This is a genomic window from Streptomyces sp. NBC_01304 (assembly GCF_035975855.1).
Lineage (GTDB): Bacteria > Actinomycetota > Actinomycetes > Streptomycetales > Streptomycetaceae > Streptomyces.
In genome coordinates, this window is sequence record NZ_CP109055.1 from 1,027,044 (window position 1) to 1,045,472 (window position 18,429).

Sequence of the window (18,429 nt, forward strand, 5' to 3'; positions counted from 1 at the left end):
CCCGGTTCAGGCCTCCCCCTCCTCCCGCGCCTCCGGCTTGTGCGCCGAGAACGTCAGGCCGGTGCCCACGCCGAGCGTGATGTCGACGTACCCCAACGTCTGCAGGCGTACGAGGAACGCGGCCGGCTCCACCGGGTTGTAGGTGTCCCCCTCGTGGAATTCGTGCAGCGGGCTGCTCGCCAGGCTGTCGGCGCCGACGAGCACGCCGCCCGGCCGCAGGACGCGCAGGATCTCCGCGAGGAGACGGTTCTGGAGCGCCGTCGTCGGCACGTGGTGGAGCATCGTGAAGCACGCCGCCGAGTCGAAGGAGTCGTCGGCGAACTCCAGGGCCGCCCCGCTTCCCTGGCGGACCTCGACGTTGGTTCCGGCATAGCGGTCGGCGAGCAGCGCGGCGGCCGCTTCGTCGATCTCGACGGCCGTCAGGCGCTCAACTCTGCTGCGCAGCCACTCCGTTGCCGCACCCGGCCCGGGTCCGACCTCGATGAGTTCCTTTCCCAGGTCTGCGTCGGCGACCGCGACCGGCAGCACTTTGTCGTGGAGAAGGGCGGCCCATTGCGGACTCGCGCACAGTTCGGCGTGGTGGTTGTTCATGACGGCAACGCCAGGGACCGACGACCGCGTCCTGAAGGCAGTAGGCTTCCACCTCATGTCGAGAAACGGACACGGCGGTCCGCTTGCCCTCGTCGGTACGTTTCCGATGCGGGCGGGGACCCGGTTCGGTCGGCACACCCACGGAGTGCACCAGCTCGCCTGGGCCTCCAGCGGCACGCTCACGGTCGGTGCGGACGCCCGGACCTGGGTGCTGCCGACGACGCGGGCGCTGTGGATTCCGTCGGGGGTGGCGCACGAGGTGGTCTCCGCGAGCCACAGCACGATGACGTCGCTGTACCTGTCCGCGACGCCGGTGGGCGACCCGGGACCGTGGACCCGACCGCAGCCCGTCGAGGTCCCCGGGCTGCTCGCCGAGCTCATCCGTCACCTGGACGACGCGGAACTCGACGAGCGGCGGCGGGCCCTCGCCGAGGCGCTGCTGCTCGATCTGCTCGAACCGGTGGCGGTGACGACGCTCGGCACGCCGATGCCGGCCGACCCGCGCGCCCGCGAGGTCGCACAGGCGCTGCTCGACGATCCGGCCTGCGCGCTCTCCGTCGAGGCCTGGGGGCGCCGGGTCGGCGCCTCGGGCCGGACGCTGGCCCGGCTGTTCCTGACCGGTGCCGGGATGCCGTTCGGCCGCTGGCGGACGCTGGTCCGGCTCAACGCGGCCCTGCCCGCACTGGCCGCCGGCGAGCCCCTGAACCGGGTGTCGCGGGACGTCGGCTACGAGACGGTCAGCGCGTTCGTCGCGGCGTTCCGCCGGGAGACCGGCGTGACTCCCGGCGCGTACTTCCGGGCCCGTCGGGACGCCCCCTGAATCGAGGCGCCCCGGCGGCCGCCCGGCCGATCAGAGACCGAACTCCTGCGGGGACAGGCCGAGCGCCGCGCACGCTTCCCGCAGGACCTGCTCCTCGGCCGGGGCGATGTACCCGTCCGCGCCGGCGACGACGAAACCGGTCTGCACGACCGCCCTGGCCTCCGTCGGCTTCTTCGCCGCCTTGGCGATCTCCTGCATGGCACCGGTCTTGCCCTGCTGGAAGTTGAACGACAGCTGGTCGACATGCTTGTTGAACCGCTGCCGCAGCTGGTCGGGCGGGAAGTTCTGCAGGACGTCGTTCTGCAGGATCAGCGACTCCACGTGCTGCCGCTCGGCCGGGTCCACCGACCCGTCGGCGGCCGCGACCAGGGCACACATGGCCATGCTGGCGTCCCGGTAGGCGCCGCTCTTGAGCTCCGTCTTGAGGGAGCTGAGCTGGGTCTTGAGCATGCCCACGAGCTGAGCCTTCGATCCCCCGCCGGACCCCGAACCCGGCCGACCGTGGCCGCCGGAGCTCCGGCCCCCCTGCGCCTGCTGCTGCAGACCCTTGGCCTGGTCCTTGAGCCGGTCCCACATCGCCATCCGTGCCACCTCGACTAGCTGTTCGTTCGTCCGCGCGCATTTCACGCGCTCCTGGGGCAACGGGTTCCCGCCCCGCGAAGTTCCATGGTCCGCACGGTCGTTGCAGTACACCGCATTGCGGCAAAGGAGCGGGACAACGTAACTCGTGATCTTGTGGGGCGTTTGTTCGCTCGGGGCCTCACGCATCCGACTCAGCGGTCTGCGCGGCCCTCAAAAAGACGTACCGACAGGACCCGGGCCTCGTCGCCGGGCCAGGAAGTGAGATCGCCCGCCATGCGCCACATCACCAAGAAGATCGCCTCGGGACTCGGAGTGATCGCCGCGGCGCTCTGCTCCACCGTCGCCTCGGGCCCGCCCGCAGCGGCCGACGGCAAGTGGTGCAACAACTCGGTCTGCATCGAGACCTACGACTCCGGCAACTACCTGGGCAGGGTGGAGGTCTCGGTCACCAACACCAACCAGCCCAACCGCATGAGCGCGCGCGTGTGGACCACCAACGGCTGGAGCGCCAACACGAAGGTCGAGGACGTCGCCGCGTTCCGGACCTACCGGGACCAGGCGTACCCGCAGCGCCACTTCCCGGCCGGCACCCGGCTCTGCGCCGAAGGCTTCCGCGGGGGCCAGAGCGTGGGCCTGCCCTGCGTCACGATCACCGACTGACCCTTCCTGGGCCAAGCCCACTGCCCGCACCCATCAACGCGGTGGGTGCGGAGCGGTGTCGTCCGGCCTCGCCGCCCGGGTGGGCGTAGGGTCCCTGCCCATGCAGCCCTCACCCCACGCGATGCCATGACCGTCCGCCGCAGCGCCGGTCTGCTCCTGTTCCGCACCCCCGGCCCGGGCACCGAGGTCCTGATCGGTCACATGGGCGGCCCGTTCTGGGCACGCCGCGACCAGGCCGCCTGGTCGATTCCCAAGGGCGAGTACGCGGACGACGAGGCCCCCGAGGCCGCCGCCGTACGCGAGTTCACCGAAGAGCTCGGACTGCCTGCCCCCGACGGGCCCTACCTCCCCCTGGGCGACGTACGGCAGGCCGGCGGCAAGACGGTGACCGTCTGGGCCGTCGAGGCCGACCTCGATCCGGCGGCCGTGGTGCCCGGCACCTTCACCCTGGAGTGGCCGCGCGGCTCGGGCCGCATCCAGGAATTCCCCGAACTGGACAAGGTCGCCTGGCTCCCGCTGGAACAGGCCCGGGACAAGCTGGTGGCGGCCCAACGCGCGTTCCTGGACCGGCTGGCGGAACTGCTGGCCGGCTGAGCGGGCCTGCGGAAGGAAGCCTGCCGTGCGCTCAGCGCGGCGCGAGGTAGGGAGTCCTCGTACCCATGGCGCTGAAACCATCGTGAAACCACGTCGAATGCGCCCTGCCGCACTCTCTGCGGCATGACGACAACGACCCCGCGCCCACTTGCCATCGCGGCCAAGGGGCTGCGCAAGGCCTACGGCGACCACACCGTCCTCGACGGCATCGACCTCGCGGTGCCGACCGGCACCGTCTTCTCCCTGCTCGGCCCGAACGGCGCCGGCAAGACCACCGCCGTCAAGATCCTCTCCACCCTCGTCACCGCCGACGCCGGCGACCTCCACGTCGGCGGCCACGATCTGGCCGTCGACCCCCAGGCCGTACGGGGCACGATCGGCCTCACCGGGCAGTTCTCCGCCGTCGACGGCCTGATCACCGGCGAGGAGAACATGCTCCTCATGGCGGACCTGCACCACCTCCCCCGCCGCGAAGGACGCCGGGTCGCCGCCGAGTTGCTGGCGCGCTTCGACCTGGCCGGCGCCGCGAAGAAGTCCGCCGCCACCTACTCCGGCGGCATGAAACGCCGCCTCGACATCGCCATGACGCTGGTCGGCAACCCGCGGATCATCTTCCTCGACGAGCCGACCACCGGCCTCGACCCCCGCTCCCGCCACACCATGTGGGGCATCATCCGCGAGCTCGTCCGCGGCGGCGTGACCGTCTTCCTCACCACGCAGTACCTGGACGAGGCCGATGAACTGGCCGACCGCATCGCGGTGTTGAGCGACGGCAGGATCGCCGCCGAGGGGAGCGCCGAGGAGCTCAAGCGCCTCATCCCCGGCGGACATGTGCGGCTGCGGTTCGACGACCCGGCCGCCTACCGTTCCGCCGCCGACTCCCTGCCCGAGGTCACCCGGGACGACGAGGCTCTGACGCTGCGGATCGCCGGCGACGGAAGCCAGCGCGCGCTGCGCGCGATCCTCGACCGGCTGGACGCGGCAGGCATCGATGCGGACGAGCTGACCGTGCACACCCCCGACCTCGACGACGTGTTCTTCGCCCTGACCGACGACACCCGGCAGCCCAACCCCCGTAAGGAGGCAGTCTGTTGAGCACCCCCGTGGCTCCCGCCCGCCAGGGCCGGACCTCTTTCGCCGTACGCGACTCGTCCACGATGCTGCGCCGCAACCTGCTGCACGCGCGGCGCTATCCGTCCCTGACCCTGAACATCCTGCTGACGCCGGTCGTCCTTCTTCTGCTCTTCGTCTACGTCTTCGGGGACGTGATGAGCGCGGGCATCGGCGGCTCCGGCGCCGACCGGTCCGACTACATCGCCTATCTCGTCCCGGGCATCCTGCTGATGACCATCGGCGCCACCCCGGCCGGGACCGCGGTGTCCGTCTCCATGGACATGACCGAGGGCATCATCGCCCGCTTCCGCTCGATGGCGATCCATCGCGGCTCCCTGCTCATCGGGCACGTCGTCGGAAGTGTCCTCCAGGCGCTCATCAGCGTCGTTCTCGTCGGCGCCGTCGCCGTGGCCATCGGGTTCAGGTCCACGGGCGCCACGGCCCTGGAGTGGCTGGCGGCGTTCGGACTGCTCGCACTGGTCGCCGTGGCGTTCACCTGGATCGCAGTGGGCATGGGGATGGCCAGTCCGAACGCCGAGGCGGCCAGCAACAACGCGCTGCCGCTGATCATTCTCCCGCTCATCTCGAGCGCGTTCGTCCCCATCGGCGCGATGCCGGGCTGGTTCCGGCCGATCGCCGAGTACCAGCCGTTCACGCCTGCCATCGAGACCCTGCGCGGCCTGCTCCTCGGCAGCGCGATCGGCAGCAACGGGTGGATCACGCTCGCCTGGTGCCTGGTTCTGGCCACGCTCGGCTACCGCTGGTCGACGTCGCTGTTCAGCCGCGACGCGAAATGAGTCCGCGGGCCGCCTCGCGCAGCTCGTCCCGCCCGAGGGCGGCGTACTCCAGCGCCGCGTCGGCGTACGCCGCCCGGTCCGCGTCCTCGGCCGCCTGCCGGGCGCGGGCCGCCGACATCGTGGGCTGGAACTCCCGCAGCACCCGCAGCCGTTCGGCCAGCGCGAGCATCCGTACCGCCGAGGTGTCCTCGGCCGCGATCCCCGCCATGCCCAACGCGTGCAGCACCGTCCCGCAGACCGGGAGATCCAGGGGCGAGCGGGGCGGACCGGTCAGCAGCGTCCGCAGCCCCTGCCGCAAGCGCTCGGCCGGCTCCGCGACGCACTCGAGACGGCGGGCGTACGCATGGGCCGTCACGGCCGCCGACTGGATCTGCAGCGCCCACGGGTCGAGCCAGGGGTCGTCGCCGTACGGCGAGCCGGTCACGGGCAGCCGGTCCACGGCGCCGCGCCACAGGCCGAGTCCGGCCTCCGTCAGCCCGCGGGCAAGCGCGATCTCGGCGCGGGCGCCGAGATCGGGACTGTAAAAGGCTTCCTGCCGCGGGGTGTTGTCGGCCTGCGCCTGCCGCAGCCAGGTCTCGGCCTCGTCGGGGTCGCCGCGCTGCAGGCAGGCGAGGACCAGGCCGGAGCGGATTCCGATGTGGTCGTGCTCGTCGCCGAGCCGCGGCAGCGCCCCGAGTGCCGCCTTGAGGTGTTCGTACGCGATCTCGCCGCGCCCCGTCCGCAGGCTCAGCTCGCTCAGCCGGGAGTGGCCCATGAGTTGCAGGGTCGGGTTGTCGACGGGGGCCAGTGCGGCGGTCATCCGCAGGGCCGAGGCGTACGCGCGGTCGATGTCGTGCTCGTACTCCCACACGTAGGTGGCGGCGCACTCGGCGAGGGCGGCGACCAACGGCCTCTCGCTCGCACAGAGTTCGTGCAGCACTTCGTGGTCGGGCGGGCGCATCTCGGCGGCCGCGCCCAGCACGACCGCGACGGCGCGCAGCAGTGTGTCCGGCGGGGCCGGGGGCAGCCGGCGCAGAGTGACGAGCTGGCGTACGCCGTGCGGGCCGTGGTTCATGAACAGGCCCGCCGCGCACAACACCGCGGCGGCGCGGGCGACTTCGTCGTACTCCGGCTCGGGACGGTAGTGCGACAGCGGCGGTCCGGTGTCGGCCGCGAGGGCGGCGAGGCGCGGGTAGTTCGAGTCGGTGGACCACAGGGCGGCGAGGACCGCGGTGAGAGCGGCGAGGGCAGGGCCGTCCGCGCGGGCCAGGGCCTGTCGCAGGGCCGCGACGAGGTTGTCCTGCTCGGCCCTGATGCGCGCCCAGGCAGTCCGGGGCTGCGGGCCGAATAGCCAGTCGTGGTACGTGACCCCGAAGTCCCGCGCCCAGGCGAGGAACCGGCCCACGGCCTCCTCGTCCTCGCCCGCCTCGGTGCGCCGGGCCGCGCTGAACTCCCGTACGGTCTCCAGCATGTGGAACCGCACCCCGACCGGGGTGTCGGTAACGGTGAGCAGCGACTGACCGGCCAACTGCTCGAGCAGAGAGAGCGCGTCCGTACCCAGGACCTGTTCCGCCGCCTCCCCCAGGAAGCCGCCGGGGAACACCGACAGCGTGCGCAGCGCCGCCCTGGCTTCCGGCGAGAGCAGGTTCCAGCTCCACTCCACGACGGCGTGCAGCGTGCGGTGCCGCTCCGGCACGTCCCGTCCCCCGCCGCGCAGCAGCGCGAACCGGTCGCCGAGACGGCGGGCGATCTCCGGCACCGCCAGGACTCGTACCCGCGCCGCGGCCAACTCCACGGCGAGCGGCAGCCCGTCGAGGTGCCGGCACAGCTCTGCCACCTCGTCCGGCGGCAGCTCCACGCCCGGCCGGGCGGCCCGGGCCCGCTGCGTGAACAGCTCGACCGAGGTGTCGAGGCCCAGCTCCGGCAGCGCGTACACGGCCTCCGAAGTGAGGTCCAGCGCCGCCCGGCCGGTGGCGAGCACCCGCAGGTCCTTCGAGGACGAGATCAGCGCCTGTACGAGACCGGCCGCGCCCCCGATGACCTGCTCGCAGTTGTCGAGGACCAGCAGCGCGGGCCCGGAGCCGAGCACGCCGAGGATCGCGGACACCGGGTCGGCCGCGGGGGCAGGCCCGCTCACGACGCCGTGCCGGGTCTCGCCCGCGCCGAGCGCAGCAGCCACCTCGACGGCCACGTCCTCGTCCGCGGTGACACCGGCGAGCGGCACGAAATACACCACGCGCTGCTCGGCCCCACGGCCGACGGCGTGCGCGAGCCGGGTCTTGCCCAGGCCGCCGGGGCCGACGACGGTGACGGCGCGGGAGGCGCGCAGGAGACGCCGCACCGCCGCGATGTCCTCGTCCCGGCCGAGCAGCTGGTTCGGCTCGTGCGGCACACCGTGCCTGACCAACGGTGCCTCGCCGCGCAGGAGTTCCTGCTGTACGACCTTGAGCCCTGCGCCCGGATCCGTGCCGAGCTCGTCGCGCAGCGTGCGCCGGTACGCTTCGTACCGCTCCAGCGCGGCGGCCGGACCCGCCGTGGCCGCCTCGGCGCGCAGCAGTTCGGCAAGCACCTCCTCGTCGCGCGGATGCTCCGACGCGGCGACGGCCAGCGGCCCGGCCGCCTGTGCGTGCCGGCCGAGGCGGGCCAGCGCGAGCGCCCGCGCGCGGACGAGGCCCTCGCGTACGGGGGCGCGCTCGGCGCGCAGCGCGGCCACCGGGTCGGCGCCGTCGTCGGCGGTGCCCTCCCACAGCGCGAGCCCTGTCTCGGCCGCCGCCAGGGATCCCGCGTGGTCCCCGGCCCCGGCCCGGTCCGCGCTCGCGGCGGCGTGCAGCAGCAGGGCGGAGCTGTCGACCCGGTCCTCGGCGAGGGCGAGCCGGTATCCGGTCTGAGTGCTCGCGACGACCTCGGCGCCGAACTGCGCCCGCGCCCTGGACACCAGGACCTGCAACGCCTTCCCGGGCCGCTCCGGCAACTCGTCCGGCCACAGCCCCGCCACCAGACGCCCGGCGTCGCAGCCCGTGCGTACGTCGCCCGCGAGCAGCGCGAGGAGAGCGCGCAGCCGGGGCGCGGTGACGTCCTGGCCGCGCCAGGCGACGCGCGGCAGCAGCGTCAGCTCGATGGTCACCCGTGCAGGTTAACCAAGGCCTCGACAGCCGGAGTCCACCGCCGGGCGGGGCTGAGGGGAGACGTCTGCCGGGAAGGCCGAAGGGGGGCTTGAGGGGTTCGGAATCGACCGTGCCCGAGCCCATGGGCAGTGCCAGACTGGCCTCCACGGACCGGGGGGGTCCGTATCGGGGGTGGACAGCATGTCCGAGCAACTGAACTTGATCGCCGTGGCGCACGGCGAGGACCCGGAAGAACTCCAACTGCGCGTCGAGGCGCTGCGGGACGATCTCCTCCAACTCGACGTGGACCGGGTCGAACGGCCCGTCGCCGGCCCCGCTCCACAGGGGACCCGCGCCGGCGCGATGGAAGCGATCAACGCCCTGCTGGTCGTACTCACGCCGACGCTTCCGCTGCTCCAGGGCCTCATCGCCGTCGTACAGAACTGGTCGGGGTGGGCCGGCGGACGGACCGTCGTCCTGCGGATCGGCGACAACGAGTTGGCCGTCACGGGCGTTCGCGGGCGTGAGCAGCAACGCCTGATCGATACCTGGATCGCCGCGACCGTCGGGCAATCGTCGATGCCACCCGACCGGCCGTCGATACCACCGGACCGGTCATGAATGCCTCCGGACGGTACGCGCTCGTCGTGGCCACGGGCGACTACCAGGACGAAGGGCTGCGCGGCCTGCTCGCGCCGACCCGCGACGCCACGGAACTCGCCGAGGTCCTGGCAGATCCGGCGATCGGCGGCTTCGACGTGGACGTACTGGACAACCCCGACGCGAACCAACTCCGGGTGAAGATCGAGGACTTCTTCGCCGACCGGTCCCTGCGGGACACCCTGGTGCTGCACTTCGCCTGCCACGGCCTCAAAGGAGAGGGCAACCGGCTGTTCCTGGCCGCGACGGACACCAGGCCCGCGCGACTCGCCTCCACCGCGGTGCCGGCCGAGTACGTCAGCAGCCTGATGATGGCGAGCCGGGCGCAGCGGGTGGCCGTGCTGCTCGACTGCTGCTTCGCGGGGCTTTTCGAGCGCGGCATGATCAGCCGGGCCGACTCCGCCGTGCACGTGCAGGACAGCTTCACCGGGCTCGACCGCACCGGCAACGAACGCGGACGCGCCGTGGTGACGGCGTCCAGCGCGGTGGAGTACGCCTACGAGGGCAACCAGTTCGTGGCGGAGGCGGCGGCGGGCACCACGATGGGGGCGGGCCTGAAGATCGGGACGCCGGGTTCCTCGCTGTTCACCGGCGCGCTGGTCGAGGGACTGCGCACCGGGCAGGCCGACCTGGACGGCGACGGCGAGATCGGTCTGGCCGAACTCGCCGACTACATCGGCCAGCGCATCCGGGCGGTGACACCGCAACAGAACCCGCAGCTGTGGATGTTCGGCGCCCAGGGCGATCTGCCGATCGCCCGCGCCCGGCGGCGCGTACAGGCCGTCGCACTGCCCGAACGGCTGGCGGCAGCGGCCACCTCCGCCAACCGGGAACAGCGGCTCTGGGCCGTCGACGATCTCGGCACCATGCTGCACGGCCCGCAGGTGCCCCTCGCGCTCACGGCCCACTCCGCCCTCGCCCAACTGGCCCGCGACGACAGCCGACGGGTCGCGGAGGCGGCCCAGCGCATGCTCGCCTCCGCGTTCCCACGGATCGTGAGCACCTACTGGAACCTCGGCCGGGTCCCGGCGGGCACGCCCGGAGCGCCGGTCCTGCTCGGGGTCGACGGCCCGCCGATCGTGCGCGCGACCCTGCAGGCGGTGGCCGAACCATGGCTGCGCGTGCGGTACGTGGACCGGGGCCTCACGCTGTCGGTGGACGCGCCGACGCCCGGCCCGTACGCGGGCGGTGTGACGCTGCGGACGGCCACCGGGGAGCTCGTGGTCCAGGTGACGGCCGAGGTGACCGCCACCGGGCCCGATGCCGCCCGCCCGAGCCGCCCGCGCCGGTTCCGCCTCGCCCGCCCGAAGCCTCAGGCACAGGCCCCGTGGTTCGGCCCCACGCAGGGCTCGCAGTTCGGCCCCGCCCAAGCCGCACAGTTCGGCCCTGCACAGGGCTCGCCGTCGGCCGGGTTCCGGACGCCGCCGCAGTCGGTCCGGCCACCGGGTGTACGACGGGCTCATGCCTGGCCGTTCGCGGTGACGGCGACGCTGATGCTGCTGGTCCTGGTGATGCCGGCCTACCGGGACGAGTACGACGACACCTGGGTCCAGGGCGCCAGCTACGACGCCCTACCGCTCACCGTCGCCGCCACAGCGGTTCTGCTCACCTGTGGTGCGATGGCGATCCTGCTCCGGCGCGGTGCGGCGGCCGCACGGCACCGGGCACTGCGCTGGTGGTACGACTTCGTGGTGCTGTTGGCTCTGGCGGTGGCGGTCCTCTTCGGGGCGCATCTCGCAGATCCTGAAGTCGCGGCGGGCGCCGGCTCCTTCGTCTTCTACCCAGGGTGTCTGCTCCTGCTGTGGGGCGTGGTCCCGCTGTGGCGCATCAGGAATCGTCGGCGGCACGCCGCGACCCAGCACTGACTCCCTCCCTCATCCCCCTCCGAGGGGGGAGGTGTCCGAGACGCCCGGCGCCCGGCCTGCGTATCCTGCGCGCGACACAGGAGGACATCATGCGCAGAGCAGGTATCAGGGCATTGGCCACGAGTGGCGCGGTGGCGCTCACGCTGCTGGCCGGTTGCGGCCAGGGCGCCGCACAAGAGCAGGGCGAGACCGCGGGGCAGAGCGCGGGCCGCATCGCCCTGGGCGACCACGGCTATCCGCTGCAGAAGAGCGACATCCCGTGGAGCGGCAGCCCGAGCCCGTTCAACGCGCAGCTCAAGCTGGCCGACGGGCGGCGGGTGGCCATGCACTACATGCGGGGCAAGGGTCTCTTCGTGCAGGACTACAGCCCCAAGGAGCGAGGGTGGTCCAAGTCGGCCGTGGTCCACAAGACCGCGACCGAGGCCTGCCAGGGGATCACGCTCAAGGCCAAGGACGGCACGGTCGCCGCCTTCGCGGACTTCGGCGTCTACTGCGCCGACGGCGAACCGCCGACCGAGTCGATCGCCGCGGTCGCCGTCGGGGCGCTGGCGAAATGGGACACGCACCTCACCAAGAACTTCGACGGCTGGGAGAAGATCGCGATCGCCACCGGCGGGAAGAAGGTCACGTTCACCAACGGCGGCGACACCCTCACCTGGACCAAGGCCGGAGGCTTCCCCACCCCCTGACCGCGCCGCACGGAAGTCGGACCAAGGCGCCCCACGCATCCGGCCCTTGATGAATCATGGCGCCATGGACCGACTACCGGTGATCGACGTCAGCGCCCTGGCAGGCGGCGGCGAGGCAGGCGAACGGGCCGCGGCCGCGATCGGCCGGGCGTGCCGCGACAACGGGTTCTTCTACGTCACCGGACACGGCGTGCCCGACGAGTTGTGCGGGCGCCTGGACGCCGCGGCCCGGCGCTTCTTCGCGTTGCCGGAGCCGGTAAAGCAGGAGATCTCCATGGCCAGGGGCGGCCGCACCTGGCGGGGCCACTTCCCCGTCGGGGGCGAGCTCACCTCGGGCCGCCCCGATCTGAAGGAGGGGATCTACTTCGGCGCCGAACTCCCCGCAGGGGACCCCCGCCCCCTGCACGGCCCCAACCTGTTCCCCGCCCAAGTCCCCGAACTCGGGCCCGCGGTACTGGAGTACCTCGACCGGCTGACCGCCCTCGGCCAGACCGTGATGCGCGGCGTCGCACGCAGTCTCGGTCTGCCGGGCGGCTACTTCTCCGACGGCTGCACCGCCGAGCCGACCGTGCTGTTCCGCATCTTCCACTACCCGCCGTCCGCGCCGGGCGCCGCGGAGTGGGGCGTGGGCGAGCACACCGACTACGGGCTGCTGACCCTGCTGGCGCAGGACGACAACGGCGGCCTGGAGGTACGCACCCCCGACGGCTGGCTCGAGGCCCCGCCCCTGCCCGGCACCTTCGTCTGCAACATCGGTGACATGCTCGACCGCCTCACCGGCGGCGTGTACCGCTCCACCCCGCACCGGGTCCGCAACCTCAGCGGCAACGACCGGCTGTCCTTCCCCTTCTTCTTCGACCCCGGCTGGTCCAGCGAGGTCCCGCCCCTGCCCACCACCGGCGCCGACGTTCCCGGCAGCGCCCGCTGGGACGGCCAGGACCTGCGCGCCTTCGACGGCACGTACGGCGACTACCTCCTGGACAAGGTCTCCAAGGTCTTCCCCCAGCTCCGCGCCGACGTTCTGTGATGGCCCTGGCGCGACCGGCCGGATGATCGGTACGTTCTGTTCGATGAGACGCTTCGAAGAACACGGCGTACTGATCACTGGAGCGGCGCGCGGCATCGGCGCGGCCACGGCCACCCGGCTCGCCCAGGAGGGCGGGCGAATCCTGCTGACGGATGTGGACGGGACGGCGGCCGAGAAGACAGCGGGCGTGTTGCGCGAACAAGGCGCCGATGCCTGGGCGTTGGAGTGCGACGTGGCCTCTCGCGCATCGGTGGAGGCGGCGGTCGCGTACGCCATGGATCGCATGGGCGGGCTCGACGTCCTGGTCAACAACGCCGCGTCGTGCGGCCTGGACGCGCCGCACTTCGAGGACGAGCCCGACGAGGTGTGGCAGCGCGACCTCGACATCACCCTCAACGGCGCCTTTCGCTGCGCCCGCGCAGCCATGCCACATCTGACGGCCTCCGGTCGCGGCGCGATCGTGAACATCGGCTCGGTCAACGGCGAGGTCTCCTTCGGCAACCACGCCTACAGCGCGGCCAAGGCAGGCCTCGCCTCCCTCACCCGCACCCTCGCCGACCACGCGGGACCGCGCGGAGTCCGCGTCAACCTCGTCGCTCCCGGCACGGTCCGGACCACGGCCTGGGCGGGCCGCGAGAAGCAACTCGACGCCGTGCGCAGCTTGTATCCGCTCGGGCGGGTCGGCGAGCCCGAGGACATCGCGGCCGCCGTGGCGTTCCTGGCGTCCCGGGACGCCGCCTGGATCACCGGGACCACACTGCGGGTCGACGGCGGAATCCTCGCCGCGCACACGGCATTCCGTACGCCACCGGAGGATTGAGGTCCTACCGTCCGGGAAGCTGGGCCAGCACATGCTCCACGAGGGTGATCAGGACGTCCTTGCCGGACGCCTGCTCCCGGACGTCGCACAGCAGGACAGGCGTGTCGGGTCCCAGATCGAGGGCGCGGGACACGGCGTCGGGGGTGTGGGTGCGCAGGCCGTCGAAGCAGTTGACCGCGACGACGAACGGGATGCTCCGGCTCTCGAAGTAGTCGACCGACGGGAAGCAGTCCGCCAGGCGGCGGGTGTCGGCCAGGACGACCGCGCCCAGGCAGCCCGTGGACAACTCGTCCCAGGCGAACCAGAAGCGGTCCTGGCCGGGCGTACCGAAGAGGTAGAGGGCCAGGTCGTCGCGCAGGGTGATGCGGCCGAAGTCCATCGCGACGGTCGTGGTGGTCTTCGTGGCCACGCCGTGCAGGCTGTCCACCGGGCGGGAGGCCTCGGTGAGGTCCTCCTCGGTGCGCAGCGGGCGGATCTCGCTCACCGTTTCCACCAGCGTGGTCTTTCCGACGCCGAACCCGCCGGCGATCAGGAGCTTCAGGGCCGTGAAGTCGGTGCGGGCGGCGGGCAGTTGCTCAGAGTGCGCGGAGGCCATTGATCACTTCTCGCAGGAGGTGGGCGTCGGGGCGGGCGGCCTTGGTGGCGGTGGACTCGGGCGGGGTGATGTGGATCAGGCCGTGGGCCGTCAGGTCGCCCAGCAGGACGCGTACGACGCCGAGCGGCAGGCCCGAGTCGGAGGCCAAGTCGGCGACCGGGCGCGGGCCCCCGGCACACAGGGCCAGCAGGGCGCGCTGCTCGGGTGGGAGCGGAGCGCGCGGAGTGGCCGCGGTGGGGCGGACGATCGCCATCAGGTCGACGCGCTCTGCGCCGTTGTCCGTGCGGGCGCGGCCCGCGGTCATGGCGTAGAGGCGGACGAGGGGGCCCGCGTCGTCGTCATAGCGGTCGCTCCAGGCGTCCGCGGACCGCTCGGCGGGCCGGCGGTGGAGGTGCGCGTCCGTCATGTGGCCTCGCCGTCCGACCTCGTGGGTACGCCGAGGTGTTCGCGTACGCGGTCGACGAGCAGGGCCATCTCGTAGGCGACCAGGCCGATGTCGGCGTGCCCGTCGGTGAACACGGCGAGGCAGGAGCCGTCGCCCGCGGCGACCACGAAGAGGAAGCCGCCCTGGAGTTCGACCATGGTCTGGATGACGCCGCCGGCGTCGAAGTGGCGGCCCGCGCCCTTGGCGAGGGAGTGGAAGCCGGAGGCGATCGCGGCGAAGCGTTCGGACTCGTCGCGGCCCAGGCCCGTGGAGGCGCCGACGCACAGGCCGTCGTTGGAGAGCATGACCGTGTACCGGACTTCGGCGACCCGGTCCACCAGGTCGTTGAGCAGCCAGTCGACGCCTGTGCCCGCGCCGGATCGGTCGGCGGGCCCGGCCAGGTTGGTGACGGTGTAGGTCGGGGTCATCGGGTTCCTTCTTCGGTCGCTGCGGGCGGCGCCATGCGGTCGTTCGGCGGGTGGGGCTCCTCGCGGGCGACCGTGGCGCGTCGGCGGCCCGAGCGCAGGGAGGTCATCGTGGCGCGGGCGGCTTCCGGGGAGCGGCGGGCCGGGAGCTGTGCGGCCTCGCTGTCGCTGTCGTCCTCGGTCTTGCGCAGCCCGGGGGCGATGTTGGCCTGGCGTACGCGGCGGGGCAGGCCGTCCTCGGCGGGGGCAGATGCTGCCTCCGCGGCTGGGGCGGGTTCGGGAACCGGAGCCGGTTCGGGCACCGGTTCGGTCACCGGTTCGGGTTCGGGAACCGGGGGCTCGGCGGCAACCGGTGCCGTGACGCCGGGGACCCGGGCCTGGACCGGCGGCGGGGCCGCATGCCGTGCGCGGCGCGGGAGTTCGGGGGCTTCCTGCGCCTCGGGAGCCACCTCGGGGGCGATGTCCGCAGTCACCGTCGGCCGCGGAGCCAACGCTGCTTCCGGTACGGAATCGGGCTTGGGCGCGAGTGCGGGTGCGGAGGCAGCGGCGGGGGCGGCCACCTCCTCCGGCAGGGGCCGCAGCCCCGGATGCGGTGCCTCCAGGAGTTCCTGCGGGAGGAAGACCACGGCCGTGATCCCGCCGTACACCGAGCGCCGCAGCGTCACCTCAAGCCGCTGGCGTTCGGCGAGCCGGTTGACCACGAACAGGCCGAGCTGGCGGGAGTCGAGGAGGTCGATGTCGGTGGTGCGGATCTTCTGGTTGGCCGCCGCGAGCGCCTCGTCGCCCATGCCGAGGCCACGGTCCTCGATCTCCAGGACGGCTCCGGCGCCGACCTCCTCGCCGCGGACCACCACGGGGGTGTGCGGCGGCGAGAACATGGCGGCGTTCTCGGCGAGTTCGGCGACCAGATGGACCAGGTCGGCCACGGCGGTGCCGGCGAGCCGCAGGTCGGGGATGTCGTGCAGCTGGACGCGGTCGATGTCCGCGGTCTCGGCGATGCCCGCGCGTACGGCGTCGATCAGCGGGACCGGGTTGCGCCAGGCGCGGCCGGGGGCCGAGCCGGACAGGATCAGCAGGGACTCCGCGTGGCGGCGCATCCGCGTCGTCAGGTGGTCGAGGCGGAACAGGTCTTCCAGGTCAGTGGGGTTGTCGGTGCGGCGCTCCATGGTGTCGAGGAGGTCCAGCTGCCGGTGGAGCAGCACCTGGCTGCGGCGGGCGAGGCTGACGTACACGCCGGAGACCCCGGTGAGGACTTCGGCGCGCCCGGCGACGGCCCGGAGCGCGGCCCGCTGCACGGTCGTCAGGGCGGCGCCCACCTGGCCGACCTCGTCGCGGATGGGTGTGCGGGCGAGCGGCGCCTCGGTGTCGAGGTCGAGGGCGTCGCCGTTGTGGATGCTGCGGATCGCGGCCGGCAGGCGGGTCGCGGCGAGTTCGAGCGCGTCGTTGCGCAGACCGGTGAGGTCGGAGACCAGGCCGCGTCCGATGCGTACCGACAGCAGGAGCGAGAGGGCCACGCCGAGCAGTCCGAGCAGGACGGCGAGGCCCGAACTGCCCAGTGTGGCAAGGGAGTACGGCTCGGCGTCGGCGCCTGCCGAGGTCGCCGCGCCCTCCGCGGCGGCGAGCCCGGTCAGGGTCTGTGCCGCCACCGGCTGCCAGCGGTCGGCCGGTACCGCGTCGACGGCCTTGGCGGCACCGACGCCGAGCACGGCGTCCTGGGCGGCGGCCAGTTCGGTGGCGTCGGCGGAGTCGAGGACCGTGCGATAGGCGGCGGCGTCCTGGCTGCGCAGGTCGGGCACGGCGCTCTGGGTGAGGCCGCGCTGCAGCCCGACGGCTGCGGCGAAGGCGCGGTACTGGGCGCCGGTCATGGCGCCGGTGGCCTGCGCGGCGCCGAGCACGGCGTCCTGACTGCTCAACGCCTCACGGGCACGGGCGAGTTCGAGCACGGTCCGGGCGGTGGAGGCGTGGTCCGTACGGTCGGCTCCGGCGAGCTTGGACCGTACCGAGAAGGCGCGGTCGACGGCCTTGCCGTATCCGGCGAGCACGGCCGCCGGGCCCTGCGTGCTCGCTCTCAGGTCCTGGAGCGAGTCGGCGCTCTTGAGCAGCCGTTGGATCCGGGTGGGCAGCGCGGCGTCGAGTGCGGCGAGGTCGGTGCTGCTGGAGCGCACGCCCGTCCGCAGGGCGCCCACGGCCTTGTCCGTACGGAGCGCGGCGGCGTCGTAGGCGTCGCGGCCCGCGCCGGGGGCCGACCGGTACTTCAGGGCGGCCGAGCGCTCGTCCTGTACGGCGGTGGTGAAGCGCGCGACGGGCCGCACCAGGGCCGAGTTGACCTGCTTCAGTTGCTCGGTGTCCGAGACCTGGGACGCGGTGGTGACCGCGGCGTGGCCCCACAGCGCCATCAGGGAGACGACCGGCAGGGTCAGCAGGGTGACGACCTTGGCCCTGATCGATTTGGGGCGCAGCCGTTCGAGCCGCGAAGTGCGTGCGGGCATGGGGAAGGGATCTCCTTGGCGGTGCAGGAGTGCAGAAGTGCAGGAGTGCGGGCAGGGCGCGGGCGAGCAGGGGACGGCCCTGGTGAAGGCGAGGCGGCGGGGCGGCTCAGGTGGCCGGGAGTTCCACCTCGTGCAGCGGTCGGGCGGCGGCCTCGTTCTCGGCGCGCTCCCGCGCCGTCGGGGACAGTGCGACGTAGGCACAGGTCAGGAAGAGGAACGAGCCGAGCACCACGGCGAGCGGCAGGATGAAGGCGGTGGCGCTCGCGCCCTCGAGCGGTGCGGTGCCCGCGCGCACGGCGACGTCGACGGCGGCCATGCCCGTGTAGTGCATGCTGCTCACCGCGAGCCCCATCACGAGGGCGGCGGCCGCCGCGACCACGGGGCCCTGCACGGCGAGCGCGGCCCACAGCGCGGCCGTGGCGGCGGCGACCGCGATGCCGACGGACCCGGCGACGACGGCCGGGTCGTACGACAGCGTGCCGTTGAGCTGGACGGCCGCCATGCCGATGTAGTGCATCGCGGCGACGCCGAGGCCGGTGCCGAGCCCGCCGAGCAGCACGGAGCGCACGCGGGAGCCGCCGTATCCGGCGATGAAGACTCCCGCGCCGACCACGGCGATCGCCACGACCAGGCTCAGCAGCGTGAGCGGGATGTCGTAGCGGATGGCCGTGCCGTTGACGGTGTAGCCGAGCATGGCGACGAAGTGCATCGTCCAGATGCCGGACCCGATGGCGGCCGACGCGGTGAGCAGCCAGTTCCTCTTGGAGCGCCCCTCGGCTGCCAGGGCGCGCACGGTGCAGCGCAGTCCCAGCGCGGCGCCGACGACGGCCATGGCGTACGACAGGACCGGAGTGGCCCAGCCCCCTGCCATGTGATGCATGTGACCCACGGATTTCCTCTCGCTCTGCGCGGTCGGCCCCCCGATCGGGACGGGACGCTAACACCTTGATCAGGAACGCAAATGGCGCACCGCAGAACGGCTACTGACGGGTAAACCCCGAGTTCAAGGGGCATGCGCGGCAGCGGGACGGCTTCGCGGCCGGCGCCGGTGCGAGTCTTGTCACGCCGCGCCTCGGGGTGGATCGGACATCCCGGACTACGGGTGTTCCGGACATCTCGGCCACGCGGTCCGCCGCACCCCTCCCCCGCCGCGACGACCGCACAAAAGGGCCGAAGAGGTCAGGTTCCGGCGCGA

Annotated in this window: 18 protein-coding genes; 10 read left to right on the plus strand and 8 right to left on the minus strand. The window is 72.8% G+C overall.

The window, feature by feature from the left end; translation table 11 throughout:
* Positions 1 to 6 precede the first annotated feature (6 nt).
* Positions 7 to 591: a class I SAM-dependent methyltransferase gene (locus OG430_RS04525; protein WP_327351086.1), complete on the minus strand. Its 585-nt coding sequence runs from the start codon at positions 589 to 591 to the stop codon at positions 7 to 9.
* A gap of 55 nt (positions 592 to 646) precedes the next feature.
* On the opposite strand from OG430_RS04525, the gene OG430_RS04530 reads away from it, so the two are divergent.
* Positions 647 to 1,411 carry an AraC family transcriptional regulator gene (locus tag OG430_RS04530; RefSeq protein WP_327351087.1) on the plus strand — a complete coding sequence of 255 codons (765 nt, stop codon included), beginning with the start codon at positions 647 to 649 and terminating at the stop codon, positions 1,409 to 1,411.
* 30 nt (positions 1,412 to 1,441) lie between these two features.
* Here the strand turns inward: OG430_RS04530 and OG430_RS04535 are convergent, their stop codons facing one another.
* Positions 1,442 to 1,993: a tellurite resistance TerB family protein gene (locus tag OG430_RS04535; RefSeq protein ID WP_327351088.1), complete on the minus strand. Its 552-nt coding sequence runs from the start codon at positions 1,991 to 1,993 to the stop codon at positions 1,442 to 1,444.
* A 273-nt stretch (positions 1,994 to 2,266) separates the two neighbouring features.
* Here OG430_RS04535 and OG430_RS04540 point away from each other — a divergent pair, with 273 nt between their 5' ends.
* The 4 genes from OG430_RS04540 (at position 2,267) to OG430_RS04555 (ending at position 5,157) form a co-directional block, all read left to right on the plus strand.
* Entirely contained in the window at positions 2,267 to 2,653 is a 387-nt protein-coding gene (locus tag OG430_RS04540; protein ID WP_327351089.1) for a hypothetical protein, read from the plus strand.
* Between the two features lie 126 nt (positions 2,654 to 2,779).
* Positions 2,780 to 3,247: an NUDIX domain-containing protein gene (locus OG430_RS04545; RefSeq protein WP_327351090.1), complete on the plus strand. Its 468-nt coding sequence runs from the start codon at positions 2,780 to 2,782 to the stop codon at positions 3,245 to 3,247.
* Between the two features lie 123 nt (positions 3,248 to 3,370).
* The gene (locus OG430_RS04550; protein ID WP_327351091.1) at positions 3,371 to 4,342 is read left to right on the plus strand and encodes an ATP-binding cassette domain-containing protein; all 972 of its coding nucleotides are present in this window, start codon (positions 3,371 to 3,373) and stop codon (positions 4,340 to 4,342) included.
* Positions 4,339 to 5,157, plus strand: coding sequence for an ABC transporter permease (locus OG430_RS04555; RefSeq protein WP_442816438.1), 819 nt, complete (start codon positions 4,339 to 4,341; stop codon positions 5,155 to 5,157). The genes OG430_RS04550 and OG430_RS04555 overlap by 4 nt, the downstream gene beginning before the upstream one ends.
* Here the strand turns inward: OG430_RS04555 and OG430_RS04560 are convergent.
* Positions 5,138 to 8,260, minus strand: coding sequence for an ATP-binding protein (locus OG430_RS04560; RefSeq protein ID WP_327351092.1), 3,123 nt, complete (start codon positions 8,258 to 8,260; stop codon positions 5,138 to 5,140). The genes OG430_RS04555 and OG430_RS04560 overlap by 20 nt on opposite strands.
* Before the next feature lie 181 nt (positions 8,261 to 8,441).
* Between OG430_RS04560 and OG430_RS04565 the strand changes: the two genes are divergently transcribed.
* The 5 genes from OG430_RS04565 (at position 8,442) to OG430_RS04585 (ending at position 13,301) form a co-directional block, all read left to right on the plus strand.
* On the plus strand, positions 8,442 to 8,861 hold the full coding sequence (locus tag OG430_RS04565) for a hypothetical protein (RefSeq protein WP_327351093.1): 420 nt from the start codon (positions 8,442 to 8,444) through the stop codon (positions 8,859 to 8,861).
* Positions 8,858 to 10,765, plus strand: coding sequence for a caspase, EACC1-associated type (locus OG430_RS04570; RefSeq protein WP_327351094.1), 1,908 nt, complete (start codon positions 8,858 to 8,860; stop codon positions 10,763 to 10,765). The genes OG430_RS04565 and OG430_RS04570 overlap by 4 nt, the downstream gene beginning before the upstream one ends.
* A gap of 89 nt (positions 10,766 to 10,854) precedes the next feature.
* The gene (locus OG430_RS04575) at positions 10,855 to 11,454 is read left to right on the plus strand and encodes a hypothetical protein (protein ID WP_327351095.1); all 600 of its coding nucleotides are present in this window, start codon (positions 10,855 to 10,857) and stop codon (positions 11,452 to 11,454) included.
* A gap of 64 nt (positions 11,455 to 11,518) precedes the next feature.
* A complete protein-coding gene (locus OG430_RS04580; protein ID WP_327351096.1) occupies positions 11,519 to 12,481 on the plus strand; it encodes an isopenicillin N synthase family dioxygenase in 963 nt (320 codons plus the stop codon).
* Positions 12,482 to 12,524: 43 nt separating this feature from the next.
* Positions 12,525 to 13,301 carry an SDR family NAD(P)-dependent oxidoreductase gene (locus OG430_RS04585; RefSeq protein ID WP_327351097.1) on the plus strand — a complete coding sequence of 259 codons (777 nt, stop codon included), beginning with the start codon at positions 12,525 to 12,527 and terminating at the stop codon, positions 13,299 to 13,301.
* A 4-nt stretch (positions 13,302 to 13,305) separates the two neighbouring features.
* On the opposite strand, the gene OG430_RS04590 is transcribed toward OG430_RS04585, so the two are convergent.
* The 5 genes from OG430_RS04590 to OG430_RS04610 all read right to left on the minus strand — a co-directional run bounded on the left by OG430_RS04590 (position 13,306) and on the right by OG430_RS04610 (position 18,123).
* Positions 13,306 to 13,896: a GTP-binding protein gene (locus tag OG430_RS04590; RefSeq protein WP_327351098.1), complete on the minus strand. Its 591-nt coding sequence runs from the start codon at positions 13,894 to 13,896 to the stop codon at positions 13,306 to 13,308.
* Positions 13,877 to 14,302, minus strand: a complete 426-nt coding sequence (locus OG430_RS04595) for a DUF742 domain-containing protein (protein WP_327351100.1) — start codon at positions 14,300 to 14,302, stop codon at positions 13,877 to 13,879. The genes OG430_RS04590 and OG430_RS04595 overlap by 20 nt, the downstream gene beginning before the upstream one ends.
* A complete protein-coding gene (locus OG430_RS04600) occupies positions 14,299 to 14,748 on the minus strand; it encodes a roadblock/LC7 domain-containing protein (RefSeq protein WP_327351101.1) in 450 nt (149 codons plus the stop codon). Before OG430_RS04600 ends, OG430_RS04595 begins: the two co-directional genes overlap by 4 nt.
* On the minus strand, positions 14,745 to 17,234 hold the full coding sequence (locus tag OG430_RS04605) for a sensor histidine kinase (protein WP_327351102.1): 2,490 nt from the start codon (positions 17,232 to 17,234) through the stop codon (positions 14,745 to 14,747). The genes OG430_RS04600 and OG430_RS04605 overlap by 4 nt, the downstream gene beginning before the upstream one ends.
* A 106-nt stretch (positions 17,235 to 17,340) precedes the next feature.
* Positions 17,341 to 18,123 (minus strand): MHYT domain-containing protein, encoded by a 783-nt coding sequence (locus OG430_RS04610; RefSeq protein WP_327351103.1) that lies wholly within the window; start codon positions 18,121 to 18,123, stop codon positions 17,341 to 17,343.
* Between the last annotated feature and the right edge of the window lie 306 nt (positions 18,124 to 18,429).

What these genes read in the sequence shown, in the direction of transcription:
- OG430_RS04540 (WP_327351089.1), top strand. Translation starts at nt 2,267, where the DNA reads ATGCGCCACATCACCAAGAAGATCGCCTCGGGACTCGGAGTGATCGCC.
- OG430_RS04530 (WP_327351087.1), top strand. Translation starts at nt 647, where the DNA reads ATGTCGAGAAACGGACACGGCGGTCCGCTTGCCCTCGTCGGTACGTTT.
- OG430_RS04585 (WP_327351097.1), top strand. Translation starts at nt 12,525, where the DNA reads ATGAGACGCTTCGAAGAACACGGCGTACTGATCACTGGAGCGGCGCGC.
- OG430_RS04575 (WP_327351095.1), top strand. Translation starts at nt 10,855, where the DNA reads ATGCGCAGAGCAGGTATCAGGGCATTGGCCACGAGTGGCGCGGTGGCG.
- OG430_RS04570 (WP_327351094.1), top strand. Translation starts at nt 8,858, where the DNA reads ATGAATGCCTCCGGACGGTACGCGCTCGTCGTGGCCACGGGCGACTAC.
- OG430_RS04535 (WP_327351088.1), bottom strand. Translation starts at nt 1,993, where the DNA reads ATGGCGATGTGGGACCGGCTCAAGGACCAGGCCAAGGGTCTGCAGCAG.
- OG430_RS04595 (WP_327351100.1), bottom strand. Translation starts at nt 14,302, where the DNA reads ATGACGGACGCGCACCTCCACCGCCGGCCCGCCGAGCGGTCCGCGGAC.
- OG430_RS04580 (WP_327351096.1), top strand. Translation starts at nt 11,519, where the DNA reads ATGGACCGACTACCGGTGATCGACGTCAGCGCCCTGGCAGGCGGCGGC.
- OG430_RS04565 (WP_327351093.1), top strand. Translation starts at nt 8,442, where the DNA reads ATGTCCGAGCAACTGAACTTGATCGCCGTGGCGCACGGCGAGGACCCG.
- OG430_RS04550 (WP_327351091.1), top strand. Translation starts at nt 3,371, where the DNA reads ATGACGACAACGACCCCGCGCCCACTTGCCATCGCGGCCAAGGGGCTG.
- OG430_RS04525 (WP_327351086.1), bottom strand. Translation starts at nt 591, where the DNA reads ATGAACAACCACCACGCCGAACTGTGCGCGAGTCCGCAATGGGCCGCC.
- OG430_RS04590 (WP_327351098.1), bottom strand. Translation starts at nt 13,896, where the DNA reads ATGGCCTCCGCGCACTCTGAGCAACTGCCCGCCGCCCGCACCGACTTC.
- OG430_RS04605 (WP_327351102.1), bottom strand. Translation starts at nt 17,234, where the DNA reads ATGCCCGCACGCACTTCGCGGCTCGAACGGCTGCGCCCCAAATCGATC.
- OG430_RS04600 (WP_327351101.1), bottom strand. Translation starts at nt 14,748, where the DNA reads ATGACCCCGACCTACACCGTCACCAACCTGGCCGGGCCCGCCGACCGA.
- OG430_RS04545 (WP_327351090.1), top strand. Translation starts at nt 2,780, where the DNA reads ATGACCGTCCGCCGCAGCGCCGGTCTGCTCCTGTTCCGCACCCCCGGC.